An 11,798-nucleotide genomic window follows, 5' to 3' on the forward strand; every position below is an offset into this window, starting at 1 on the left:
ATAGGAGACAGGTCCTTTGCTGTCAATGCGAACTTGCCGCGGTGCGTTGCACAATTGCCTTCCGCCACGTATAAAGGCGCCAAATCCGGCGGGATGCCGGCGTGACATTTATCTCTTGATCCAGACAGTTTGCGGGTCCCCCGGGGCCCGCGCTGTCGTTTGGAGCACACTCATGAAGCTTCGTAATATTGCCATTATCGCACACGTTGACCATGGCAAAACCACACTCATTGACGTTCTTTTGAAACAGTCCGGCGCGTTCCGCGACAATCAGCGGACAGAAGAACGGATGATGGACTCCAACGACATCGAGCGCGAACGCGGGATCACGATCCTCGCCAAGGTTACGTCTCTGGTGTGGAAAGACACCCGCATCAACATCGTTGACACCCCGGGCCACGCCGATTTCGGCGGCGAGGTGGAGCGCATTCTGCACATGGTCGACGGCGTGATCCTGCTCGTGGATGCCGCCGAAGGCCCGATGCCGCAGACGAAATTCGTGCTCGGCAAGGCGCTGAAGCTGGGCCTGAAGCCAATCGTCGCCATCAACAAGATCGACAAGCCAGAACAGCGCGCCGACGAAGTTCTGGACGAGGTGTTCGACCTTTTCGCGGCGCTGGACGCCAATGAAGACCAGCTCGACTTCCCGGTCCTCTACGGCTCCGCCAAACAGGAATGGATGGCTCTGGAGCCGGACGGGCCGCAGGAAAACATGGACCCGCTGTTCGACATGGTGCTCGACAAGGTCTCGCCACCGGAAGCCGAGCCGGGCGATTTCCGTATTCTGGCGACCACCATCGAATCCGATCCCTTCCTGGGCCGCATCCTGACCGGCCGGATCGTTTCCGGAACCGCCCTGCCGAACATGCCGATCAAGGCGCTGTCGCGCGACGGCAGCGTTGTCGAAAACGGCCGCGTGTCCAAGATCCTCGCCTTCCGCGGGCTGGAGCGCCAGCCGATCGAGACGGGCGAGGCGGGCGATATCGTCGCCATCGCCGGCCTGACCAAGGCAACCGTCGCCGACACCTTGTGTGCGCCCTCGGTCACCGAGCCGCTTCTGGCCCAGCCGATCGATCCGCCGACCCTGTCCATGACCTTCCGCGTCAACGACAGCCCGCTGGCGGGTACGGAAGGCTCCAAGGTGCAGTCCCGTGTCATCCGCGAACGGCTGATGAAGGAAGCGGAAGGCAACGTGGCGCTGAAGGTCGAGGAAACCGCCGAGCCGGATGCCTTCATCGTCTCCGGCCGCGGCGAGCTCCTGCTGGCCATCCTGATCGAGAACATGCGCCGCGAAGGCTTCGAACTCGGCGTCGGCCGTCCGCGCGTCGTCTACCAGTTCGACGAGGCGGGCAACCGTCTGGAGCCGATCGAGGAAGTCATCATTGACGTGGATGAGGAACATTCCGGCGTCGTCGTGCAGAAATTGCAGGAGCGCAAGGCCGATCTTCTGGAGATGAAACCCTCCGGTGGCGGCCGCAGTCGCCTGGTGTTCCATGCCCCGACCCGTGGCCTGATCGGTTACCAGGCCGAGCTCATGTCCGATACGCGCGGCACGGCGATCTTCAACCGCCTGTTCTCCGGCTACGAGCCCTACAAGGGCCCGATCCAGGGCCGCCACACCGGCGTGCTGCTCTCCAACGGCACCGGCGAGGCAGTGGCCTATGCGCTCTTCAACCTGGAAGACCGCGGCCCGATGATGATCGACCCGGGCACCAAGGTCTATCCGGGCATGATCATCGGCGAACACACCCGTGGCAACGACCTGGAAGTCAACGTGCTCAAGGGCAAGCAGCTCACCAACATCCGCTCCGCCGGCAAGGACGACGCTGTCAAGCTCACCACGCCGAAGAAGCTGACCCTGGAAGCCGCCCTTTCCTACATCGCCGACGACGAACTGGTGGAAGTGACGCCGGTGTCCATCCGCCTACGCAAGGCCATGCTCGACCCGCACGAGCGCAAGCGCGCCGAACGCGCGGCGAACAAGGAATCGGCGTAAGCCGGAATTGCGCATGAGATCGGAAGAGCCCGGGCAGCGTCCCGGGCTTTTTGTTGCCCTTACCGCTGTCGCGGCATGGCATGACCGGTGGCTGGCCGGCAAGTTTTTCTTTGAACAGCACGCCATCGAGATCGCGAACCCAAGCTCCCAAGTTGTCGTCCCGGTTTGGCGCGGAGCGTCAAGACCGGGATGACAAACGGTGAGGCAGAAGTGGATCAAGCCCTGCAATGAACCAGAACTAAAGGGTTGGCCGGCTCACAAGGTGCTATCCCTTTCCCCCTCCGCAATCCTTTGCCAGAAACATCCTCGCTCATGGGCCAAATTACCCGCCGCCCGGCCAAATTTGAAATGTCATCCCTGTCTCCGGACCTGGAACGGCTTAAAATTCACGCCAAATTGAAAAGCTGCGCCTCAGGAAAGGTCCACCCATGAAACACCTTGCTCTCGCTCTGACCATGGTCGCGGGTCTTGCGACCGCCGCCGATGCCGAAAGCTACGGACCGCTGGTCGAGGCTGCCGAGCTTGCCGCCACGCTCGACAGCGTGGAACCGGTTCTGCTCGACATCCGCAACGCGGGTTACCAGGACGGTCACGCGGAGGGCGCGCTTTTCGCCCCCTACCGCATGTTCCGGGGGCCTGAGGACAACCCGGGCGGTCTCGTCGATATCGAAAAGCTCGAAGCCGAACTGGAAGAACTCGGCCTGGAACCGGACACCCCGATCGTGATCCTGTCGGAAGGCAAGACCGACACCGATTTCGGGTCGGCAGCCCGGGTGTACTGGACCCTGAAGTCCACCGGTTTCACCGATCTGTCCATCCTGAATGGCGGCCTCGCGTCCTGGAAAGCGGCCGGTCTACCGGTGAACGCCACCGCGGAATCGGCCTTTCCGAGCGAACTCGACCTCACCTTCGACCCCACCTGGCTGGCAACCACAGCCGACGTCGCCGCAGTGACGGAAGGCGAGGCGGAAGCGCTTCTGGTGGACGCCCGGCCGGCGGCGTTTTTCAACGGTGAAAAAGCCCATGACGCGGCCAGCCGGCCGGGGACCCTGCCGACGGCGGCCAACCACGTCTACACCTCGTTTTTCGAGAAAGGCTCTCCGGCCATTTCGACAACCATTGATTCCGCGAAGCTGAAGGCCCGGCTCGGGATCGAAGACGGCAAGGACACGGTTTCCTTCTGCAACACCGGACATTGGGCGGCGACCCACTGGTTCGCCCTGTCGGAACTGGCCGGCGTCAAGAACGCGAAGCTTTACGCGGGTTCGATGGTCGAATATTCGAAATCCGGCCACGATATGGCCAACACGCCGGGTCTTCTGCAGAACCTGATTAATCAGATCATCAATTAGAGCATTCCACGTTAAATTGACGACACTCACCGAAACACACATTGCCGCTGCGGCGCCGGTCTGGCGCCGCAGCGCTCTCGTTCTGGCCGCACTTAGCGCTGTCTTCGCGACAGCCCTTCTGGTTGGCGGCCGTTTCGGTCTGATGCTCGCCATCGGCCTCGGCTTCGGCATCGTGCTGGAAGGCCTGCGCTTCGGCTTCGCTGGCCCCTGGCGGGCAATGATCCTGCGCCGCGATCCCTCCGGCATGTGGGCGCAGCTTCTATCCATCGGCCTGGTCACGCTGATCGCCCTCCCCCTCATCGCCGCGAGCCAGGGCGACCTTTCCGGCGCGCAGGCCCCGGTCGGTTTCGCAATGATCGCCGGCGCCTTCGTCTTCGGTGCCGCCATGCAGGTCGTGCTCGGCTGCGGCTCCGGAACGCTGGTCAACGCGGGTTCGGGCAACGCCGTCTCTCTGGTCGCTCTTCCGTTTTTCGCGCTCGGCAGCTTCGCGGGCGCCTATCATCTTTTCTGGTGGACCGGCCTGGGAGCCTTGCCCGTCATCCGTTTTTCCGGCTGGCAGGGCGTGGCCGTCACCCTGCTTGGCCTGGCCGCCGTCGCGGCTCTCCTGTGGAAGCTCGCCACCCCCGAACACCGCAGGCTGCCCCGCCGGCTGATCGTCGCCGCCGGTCTGCTCGCAGCTCTGGCCCTCTTCAACCTGATCGTCGCCGGCCAGCCCTGGGGCGTGGTCTACGGGCTCGGGCTCTGGGTGGCGAAAGCGGCCTCCGCCGCCGGCGCCGACTTTACCGGCTCCGCCTTCTGGCAGGCGCCCGCCTCGGTAGCGCGCCTCAAGCAAAGCCTCCTGACCGACTACACCTCCTTGACCAACATCGGGATCGTGTTCGGCGCCTTTCTGGTCGCAAGCTGGCGAACCGGCGGTCTCTCCCAGAAACTACCCCGCCTGCCCGGGCTGGCCTGGATCGCCGCGATTGTCGCGGGGTTCCTGCTCGGCTATTCGTCCCGGCTCGCCTTCGGCTGCAACGTCGGGGCCTTCTTCTCCGGCATTTCCACGGGCAGCCTGCACGGCTGGGTCTGGTTCGCGTCCGCCTTCGCCGGATCGGTCTATGGCGTGAAGTTACGCCCCCTCCTCAAGCTGGAGCCAAAGACATGACCCGCGCGCTGACGGCGACCCTCGCGGTGGTTGGACTTGCGGTCATAATCGGCCTCGATGCCGCCGCCACACCGCCAAACCCTTACAAGGCGCCTCCGCTTCTGGCCCTCGGCTCCGGCAAGGCACCCGCTGGCGGGTTCTGCGGCGCGCTGCCGGAGTAGCGCCGGAAAGGCCGCGGTTTCCCGCTCCTCGGCAAAACGTCTGACTTGCCTGTGTGCACCGCAAGATGCTTAATCGCGTCCTGAAAGACGAGAACCGGGAGGCACCGTTGAGCAAGACCAATCGCGGCAATTTTTTCGAGGACTTCAAGGTCGGGCAAGTGATCCGCCATGCGACGCCACGCACAGTGACCGCCGGCGACCAGGCGCTTTACACCGCTCTCTACGGCTCCCGTTTCGCGGTCCAGTCCTCCGACGACTTTGCCAGGGAACTCGGCTATGCCCAGGCGCCTGTCGACGATCTGCTGACCTTCCACATTGTCTTCGGCAAGACCGTGCCGGATATTTCGCTCAACGCCGTCGCCAACCTGGGCTACGCCGGCGGACGCTTCCTCGCGCCCGTCTATCCCGGCGATACGCTGTCCACCGTCTCGGAAGTGATCGGCAAGAAGGAGAATTCCAACGGCAAGACCGGCGTGGTTTACGTCCGTTCAACCGGCTACACCGCGAACGGAACCGAAGTTCTGGATTATGTGCGCTGGGTGATGGTCAAGAAGAAGGTTGTCTCCAACCCTGCCCCGGAACCGGTGGTGCCCGAGTTGCCCGCGGCCCTCGACCCGCAGTCCCTCGGCACGGCCGTGCCGCTCCTGGACACCTCCAACTGGGACAACGATCTGGCCGGTTCGGGTTTCCGCTTCGACGACTACGAGATCGGCGAGAAGATCGACCATGTGGACGGCATGACGGTGGAAGAAGCCGAGCACCAGTTGGCGACCCGGCTTTACCAGAACACGGCCAAGGTGCATTTCAACCAGCATACGGAAGCCAACAGCCGGTTCGGTCACCGGCTGGTCTATGGCGGCCATGTGATCTCCATAGCCCGCGCACTGTCCTTCAACGGGCTTGCCAACGCCTTCCATATCGCCGGCATCAACGGCGGCCGCCATGTCGGCCCCCTGGGCGCGGGCGACACGGTCTATGCATGGTCGGAGGTTCTCGACAAGGCGGAAATCGAAGGCCGGTCCGATGTCGGCGCGCTCCGCCTGCGCCTGGTTGCCACAAAGAACCGCTCTTGCGAGGATTTTCCCGGCCAGGACCACGAAGGCAACTATCTGCCCGAGGTCATTCTCGACTTCGATTATTGGGCGTTGATGCCGAAATAAGGCCGATAGCGCATATCCGGGAACCCTCCTGTTCCTGAATGAGCATCGCCCAGGCGCTCCACATACCTCTCCCGATGGGAGAGGGCGTTCTTTCTGTTTGGGCGGGCGCTTCGTGGTCTGGACACGCCCCCCAAAAGTGCCTCAAAATTCAGAGTGAACCGGAGAGCCCCATGAAAACAGTGTCCTTTACCCAGATGAAAGACGGCACCAAGGAGGATTACGATCTTCTGGCGGAAGCCGAGAAACCGTACATCGCCCTGACCGCTGACCGTGTTCTGGCGGAACTGCGCCGCCAGGGAGAAGACACCCTGTCCGGCTACAAGATCACGCGCAAGGACCACGGCCTTCAGGCCGCCACCCGCGCCCGGCGGGAAGGCGCGGATATCGACTGGATCGTCGGAGCATTGCTGCACGATATCGGCGACGGCCTTGCCCCGCAAAACCATGACCGCTTTTCCGCAGAAGTTATCAGGCCCTACGTACGCGACGAAGTCGCCTGGGTGGTGGAGCACCACGGCATTTTCCAGATGCTCTATTACGGACGCCACTACGGTTGGGACGAAAACGCCCGCGACCGCTTCAAGGACCACATGCACTTTCAGGCCTGCGCCGATTTCTGCGAACGCTGGGATCAAAGCTCTTTCGATCCGGACTACCCGGCCGATCCGCTGGAAAGCTTCGAGCCGCTCGTGCGCGAGGTCTTCGCGCGCAAGGCCTATGATCCGGCGGTTATCCAGGAAGGGGTGTCCAGGGGCCTGCCGCCGCTCGGTTAACCGCCACAAACGACGCCATGGTCAACAGGAAGCTATCGGCCCGCACCTTTTCCGCAGGCCGCTGTGGCTCCGAGCCAAGACCGTTCAAACGATCCTGGACGGCGAAGCGACAAATACACTGACCCCGCCGGATCCTTGCGTGATGCAATCCGGCCGGGCAATCGACCCGAAAGGCTTCAGGGTTTGGCCGCGGGAACGACATCCGTCTCGATCGGGCCGACGAGCGTCTCGTCCTCGGAAGCCTTGGTGCCGAACGGAACCCAGCGCTTGAAAAATCCGCCGACGGTGCTGCCGCCGGACTGATCCTGGGCAGCATAAGCGGTCTCGACAGCAGTGCCCGGACGCCTTTGCGGTGGCTGCCCCTGCGTGGACGCGGTTTCGACCGCGGGCTCCTGCGAAGTCCCGGCCGGTGCCGCACCGGAAGACGCGGTTTCGGTGGTCTCGGCCTTGGCGGCCAGGCCGTCGCCGCCGCCGAGAGCCTCGGCGATGCGGTTGGAGCGCTCTTCCCAGCGCTGCTGGCGTTCCTCGCGAGCATTGAAACGGGCGGCCAACTGCTGGAATTTCTCGTTATCCTTGCGCTGCTTGGAGGAAACCGCCGAAGCAATCCGCGGACTGACCTTGTAATCCGGACATTTCGCGCTCGCCCGGAACGGTACCCCGGCAACGAGCGTGGTCGCGTCGAAGACATATTTCTTCTCGCAGACGGAGACCTGCGGCGGCGTCTGGGTAACCTCGAAGTGATCGTAGCCCACCTTGAGCATTTTCCAGAAGTCGAGGTGAGGACTGTCGCGGTGGCGGGCCAGATTCTCCGGGGTCATCTTGAACGGAAAGGCCTGGACCTGAAACGAGCGCTGACCGCCCTTGAAGCTGTCGCGCGCCATCGCGTAGATGTCCTGCACCTGTTCGTCGGTCATGGCATAGCAGCCGCGCGAGGAACAGGCGCCGTGCACCATAAGGTGGGACCCGGTGCGCCCATGGGACCGGTCGTAGGAATTCGGATAGCCCAGATTGAACGCCAGGTGGTAGCTCGAGTTCGGGTTCATCAGGGACGGCGTGATCTCGTAAAAGCCTTCCGGGGCCTGCCGGTCGCCTTCCTTGAACTTCGGCCCGAGCTTGCCAGACCACTTGCAGATTTCGAACTCTTCCAGGAGCTTGTATTTGCCGCTGCGCGTTTGCTTCCAGACCTCCAGTTCCGACTCTTCCTTGAAGATCCGGATCATGATCGGAGAGGTCGAGCTCATGTTGAGATCGGTCATTTTGCGTTTGATTGACGCACTGACCGGCCGCAGGTGTTTCGGTCCATAGCCGAATTCATCCGCCTGGCAGGCGGCAAGGAAGCTCGCGGCAAGAAGCGCGGCGCCGATTTTCGCGGCTTTCAGCCCGGTTGGCATTGGCAAGAAGCGCCGGAGGACCATGTTACTTTCCCAACTGAACGGAAACCGATGCAAACCCGAAACGGGGCGCTCCAAGAGCGGGGCACCTTGTGCGGACTGCTCGCCATCCTGCGTATCGCCCCCGCGCAAGGCTAGGGAATGATGGTTGACGATAGGTTACCGAAACCGTCTTGTCACCGCGAAGCACATTCTGGTGAAAGGCAAGACCGCAGCACGCCCCGGCACAGAAGCCATTTCGACCCGGACTGACATGACGGCCAATTCTGGCCACACGATGGCGAAGATGCCGCCTCAATCGCCACATCTTACTGAAGACTGGGGGAAATCCCGGATCAGCGCCGCCTTTCGGCCCGGATCAGGAGAGATTTCTGCCGATCGCGACGAATTTTTCTCTGCGGTGCTTGCGCAACGCGTCGGGTGCCAGCCCCTCAAGATCCTTCAGAGCGGCCTCGATTGCCTTGCCCGCGTTGTCGATCACGATCTCGCGCGCCCGATGCGCACCGCCGACAGGCTCGTTGACGATGAGATCGATGACACCAAGCTGTTTCAGGTCCTGGGCGGTGATCTTGAGCGCCGTTGCCGCATCCTGCGCCTTGGCGCTGTCGCGCCACAGGATGGACGCCGCGCCCTCGGGCGAAATGACGGAATAGATCGCATGTTCCATCATCAGGACCTTGTTGGCGGTCGCGACCGCGATCGCGCCGCCGGAGCCGCCTTCGCCGATCACCACGGCAACCGACGGAATACCAAGGCCGAGCCCGACATCGGTGGAGCGGGCAATCGCTTCCGACTGGCCGCGTTCTTCGGCGCCACGGCCGGGGTAGGCGCCGGACGTATCGACAAAGCTGATCAGCGGCAGGGCGAAGCGCTCCGCCATTTCCATGACCCGGACCGCCTTGCGGTAGCCTTCCGGACGCACCATGCCGAAATTGTGCTTAAGGCGCGTTTCCGTGTCGTGGCCCTTTTCCTGGGCCAGAACGGCGACCGATTGACCTCGGAACCGGCCGATGCCGGCGATCAGCGCATGGTCCTCGGCGAATTTCCGATCACCGGCAAGCGGCGTGAAGTCCTCGATGAGGCCCGCGACGTATTCGACGGCGTGCGGCCGGTCCGGGTGGCGCGCGACCAGCGTCTTCTGCCAGGGCGTCAGCTTGGCGTAGATTTCCTGCAGGGTCTGGGACGATTTTGTTTTCAGCCGCTCGATTTCGTCGTCGACATTTACAGCTTCTCCGTCCTCGGCCAACGCCCGGAGTTCCTGGATTTTTCCTTCGATATCCGCGACGGATTTCTCAAATTCCAAATAGCTGTGCATGTACTCGCTCACCTGAAACAAGCCGGTTCCGCCAAAACCGCGGACGTTCCGAACCTGGGGCCTCCAGACACGACCCGTGTCCGGATGTAAGACTGTGCAGCGCTGTAACAAGAGTAGCTGACCGGCGCAAGTACAGCTATTCGGGGCTTTGGGGATTTGAAACGGACACCGGCGGCGCGACGGCCGCTGCCGGCGGACGGAAACGATCCCGAAGCAACGACCGGCCGAGAGTGTTCGATCGGAGGCAAATCGACGTCCGCCGATCTAGCGGCGGGCGGCCTGGTCGCTGCCTTCGCCCTCGATGTTGAGTTTGGAGGCTTCCACGAGTAGCCGGCCGTTCTTGGTATCGACCGCGATACGGTAGGGGATCAGCACATTGTTGCGGCCCATGGGTGCAACCCAGACCTCCATGTTGGCCTTGGCCATGTATTTGACCGAAGCCTTGGAGGGCCGATGGCCGGCGACCGGAACCCATTGGGCCTTGCAGACAACCACGGGACCGTCGTAACCGCGGCCGGAAACCTCTTTGGTCCCCTGATAGCTCAACTTGATATCGAAACGGGTCCAGCCGTCGAAGATCGGCAGCTTGCGGGAGCAGGCCTTCGGACCCAGGCTGTCCTTCGACCGCCGCACCGGCATGACGGCCGCGCTCAAGGGATCGATGGCGTTGCGCGTATGGCTCTTGGTGACCTTGATGCGCTCTGGGTTCGGCTTGAACTGCGGCGCCACCTCCATCGAGCGGATACTCCCCGACCCCTGGCTCAGGTTTACGAAGAAGTCCAGATTGGCCGCGTGGGAAGCCATTCGGTATTTCGATGGCACGACCTTCGAGCCGACCAGCCAGCCGGATGCCTCCGCGCCGCCCTTACCGGTGGAAAAAAGCGTGCCGATCCCGGCCGGTTCGACATTCACTTTCGCGGAATAGGCATTGCCTTGCATGACCAGGGAAAGAGTTCCCCGACCGATCTTGAAGCCGGCGACGGAGATTGAATAAAGGCCGCCGATACTCGATTTCTTTGCCTCCGCCGGTGAAATCAGCAGGGCGCTCGCGAGCATCGGCAGGGCGATCAGCCGCCCGAAAGACGTCAAACCAAACACTTCTAAAACCTCCGCACTGCCAGGCCGGCAGAGAAATGCGCCCCCGCGCCTCAAATTCCGTATGGTAACAGTAGCACAAATCACCGCCGCTGAACGCCATCAATCATTCTAAATTATGGTAACTCAGTGGTTAACGGATGACGCTTGTTCCCATAAAAGCATCGAATCGCGCCAATCCGTCCGAGGTGTCTTGACGTTCGCACGCTCTGCCAGTATAGCGGAGCAACTTTTTCCGAGAAATGCCGGAGACGTTGTCGCCGGACCCCTGGTCCGCGCCGGTTCCGGTTTGATCTTGCTGGGTTCCAACAGTAACGGCCCAGCCGCGAAAACAAAAGGTGATAAAATGGCACGCCGTTGCGAACTCTCCGGTAAAGACGTGATGACGGGTAACAACGTCTCGCACGCTAACAACAAGTCCCGCCGTCGGTTCCTGCCGAACCTGTGCAACGTGTCCCTGATCAGCGACACGCTGGGCGAGACCTTCAAACTGAAAGTCAGCGCGCATGCGCTGCGCTCCGTCGAGCATCGCGGCGGTCTGGACGCCTACCTCATGAAGGCATCCGACGACCAGCTCTCCGACGCCGCCCGCAAGATCAAAATCAGCATCAAGCGCAAGCAGGCCGAAGCCGCTGCCGCTTAAGCCTCAGGGGCAGAAAATGTCAGAGACCCGGAGTTTCTCCGTGGGCCATTACGCCATCGCGATCCTCGCGATGGCGCTTGTCGTTGTGGCCTCCAACTACCTCGTCCAGTTCCCTGTCGAGCACGTGATCGGCGGCGTCAACCTCGCCGACACGCTGACATGGGGCGCTTTCACCTATCCGGTCGCCTTTCTGGTCACCGACCTCACCAATCGCCGCTTCGGACCTCAAGCGGCGCGCAAGGTGGTCCTGTCCGGCTTTCTGCTGGCGATCGTTATTCCCCTGATCTTCTGGTCGCTCGACGGGACATTCACAACGCCGCGCATTCTGATTGCCTCTGGCACGGCCTTTCTCGTGGCCCAGCTTCTGGATGTTACGATATTCAACCGGCTGCGCCAGCTGACCTGGTGGAAGGCACCGATCACATCTTCTCTGGTCGGCTCGGCAATCGACACGGTCCTGTTCTTCGGCATCGCCTTTGCCGCGAGCTTCGCTTTCGTCGACGTGTTGTTCGCCATGGAAGACGGGTCTCTCGCGTTCCCGGTGCCTTTCCTCGGCATTGGCGGCGACGTCCAGACCCCGCTGTGGATCTCCCTGGCCGCCGGGGACTTCCTGGTGAAAATGCTCGTCGCTGTGGCCCTGCTGGCGCCCTACCGGATCGTCCTCGGCCTCTTTCAGCCCGCGCCGAGCGGCTCGGCCGCGTAAAACCGGGGCAGAAACGCCCGACACACCAGACAAAGGCGCCGTCATGGCGCCTTTTTCATGTT

11 protein-coding genes are annotated in these 11,798 nt (G+C 62.4%); 8 read left to right on the forward strand and 3 right to left on the reverse strand.

Going from position 1 to position 11,798, the window contains the following annotated elements:
• Positions 1 to 172: 172 nt before the first annotated feature.
• The 6 genes from typA to JF539_RS27160 all read left to right on the forward strand — a co-directional run bounded on the left by typA (position 173) and on the right by JF539_RS27160 (position 6,589).
• Positions 173 to 1,996 carry a translational GTPase TypA gene (gene typA, locus JF539_RS27135; RefSeq protein ID WP_207144356.1) on the forward strand — a complete coding sequence of 608 codons (1,824 nt, stop codon included), beginning with the start codon at positions 173 to 175 and terminating at the stop codon, positions 1,994 to 1,996.
• Positions 1,997 to 2,424: 428 nt separating this feature from the next.
• Positions 2,425 to 3,348 (forward strand): sulfurtransferase, encoded by a 924-nt coding sequence (locus JF539_RS27140; protein ID WP_207144357.1) that lies wholly within the window; start codon positions 2,425 to 2,427, stop codon positions 3,346 to 3,348.
• 16 nt (positions 3,349 to 3,364) lie between these two features.
• Positions 3,365 to 4,495, forward strand: a complete 1,131-nt coding sequence (locus tag JF539_RS27145) for a YeeE/YedE family protein (RefSeq protein WP_207144358.1) — start codon at positions 3,365 to 3,367, stop codon at positions 4,493 to 4,495.
• Positions 4,492 to 4,656 carry a hypothetical protein gene (locus tag JF539_RS27150; protein WP_207144359.1) on the forward strand — a complete coding sequence of 55 codons (165 nt, stop codon included), beginning with the start codon at positions 4,492 to 4,494 and terminating at the stop codon, positions 4,654 to 4,656. Before JF539_RS27145 ends, JF539_RS27150 begins: the two co-directional genes overlap by 4 nt.
• A gap of 107 nt (positions 4,657 to 4,763) precedes the next feature.
• Positions 4,764 to 5,816, forward strand: coding sequence for a MaoC family dehydratase (locus JF539_RS27155; protein WP_207144360.1), 1,053 nt, complete (start codon positions 4,764 to 4,766; stop codon positions 5,814 to 5,816).
• Between the two features lie 170 nt (positions 5,817 to 5,986).
• A complete protein-coding gene (locus tag JF539_RS27160) occupies positions 5,987 to 6,589 on the forward strand; it encodes an HD domain-containing protein (RefSeq protein ID WP_207144361.1) in 603 nt (200 codons plus the stop codon).
• 176 nt (positions 6,590 to 6,765) lie between these two features.
• Here the strand turns inward: JF539_RS27160 and JF539_RS27165 are convergent, their stop codons facing one another.
• The 3 genes from JF539_RS27165 to JF539_RS27175 form a co-directional block, all read right to left on the reverse strand.
• Entirely contained in the window at positions 6,766 to 8,004 is a 1,239-nt protein-coding gene (locus JF539_RS27165) for a L,D-transpeptidase family protein (RefSeq protein ID WP_207144362.1), read from the reverse strand.
• A 334-nt stretch (positions 8,005 to 8,338) separates the two neighbouring features.
• Entirely contained in the window at positions 8,339 to 9,295 is a 957-nt protein-coding gene (locus JF539_RS27170) for an acetyl-CoA carboxylase carboxyltransferase subunit alpha (RefSeq protein WP_207144363.1), read from the reverse strand.
• Between the two features lie 264 nt (positions 9,296 to 9,559).
• Positions 9,560 to 10,393 carry a DUF3108 domain-containing protein gene (locus JF539_RS27175; protein ID WP_209017631.1) on the reverse strand — a complete coding sequence of 278 codons (834 nt, stop codon included), beginning with the start codon at positions 10,391 to 10,393 and terminating at the stop codon, positions 9,560 to 9,562.
• A 343-nt stretch (positions 10,394 to 10,736) separates the two neighbouring features.
• On the opposite strand from JF539_RS27175, the gene rpmB reads away from it, so the two are divergent.
• On the forward strand, positions 10,737 to 11,033 hold the full coding sequence (gene rpmB, locus JF539_RS27180) for a 50S ribosomal protein L28 (protein ID WP_207144364.1): 297 nt from the start codon (positions 10,737 to 10,739) through the stop codon (positions 11,031 to 11,033).
• Positions 11,034 to 11,049: 16 nt separating this feature from the next.
• Complete coding sequence (locus JF539_RS27185; protein WP_207144365.1) at positions 11,050 to 11,736, forward strand: queuosine precursor transporter; 687 nt, start codon at positions 11,050 to 11,052, stop codon at positions 11,734 to 11,736.
• Positions 11,737 to 11,798 lie beyond the last annotated feature (62 nt).

This window comes from Roseibium aggregatum (genome assembly GCF_017309185.1).
Taxonomy (GTDB): domain Bacteria; phylum Pseudomonadota; class Alphaproteobacteria; order Rhizobiales; family Stappiaceae; genus Roseibium; species Roseibium aggregatum_B.

Excerpts from the sequence above, each read along its gene's own strand:
- typA (WP_207144356.1), top strand. The coding sequence starts at position 173 with ATGAAGCTTCGTAATATTGCCATTATCGCACACGTTGACCATGGCAAA.
- JF539_RS27140 (WP_207144357.1), top strand. The coding sequence starts at position 2,425 with ATGAAACACCTTGCTCTCGCTCTGACCATGGTCGCGGGTCTTGCGACC.
- JF539_RS27150 (WP_207144359.1), top strand. The coding sequence starts at position 4,492 with ATGACCCGCGCGCTGACGGCGACCCTCGCGGTGGTTGGACTTGCGGTC.
- JF539_RS27160 (WP_207144361.1), top strand. The coding sequence starts at position 5,987 with ATGAAAACAGTGTCCTTTACCCAGATGAAAGACGGCACCAAGGAGGAT.
- JF539_RS27165 (WP_207144362.1), bottom strand. The coding sequence starts at position 8,004 with ATGGTCCTCCGGCGCTTCTTGCCAATGCCAACCGGGCTGAAAGCCGCG.
- JF539_RS27170 (WP_207144363.1), bottom strand. The coding sequence starts at position 9,295 with ATGCACAGCTATTTGGAATTTGAGAAATCCGTCGCGGATATCGAAGGA.
- rpmB (WP_207144364.1), top strand. The coding sequence starts at position 10,737 with ATGGCACGCCGTTGCGAACTCTCCGGTAAAGACGTGATGACGGGTAAC.
- JF539_RS27185 (WP_207144365.1), top strand. The coding sequence starts at position 11,050 with ATGTCAGAGACCCGGAGTTTCTCCGTGGGCCATTACGCCATCGCGATC.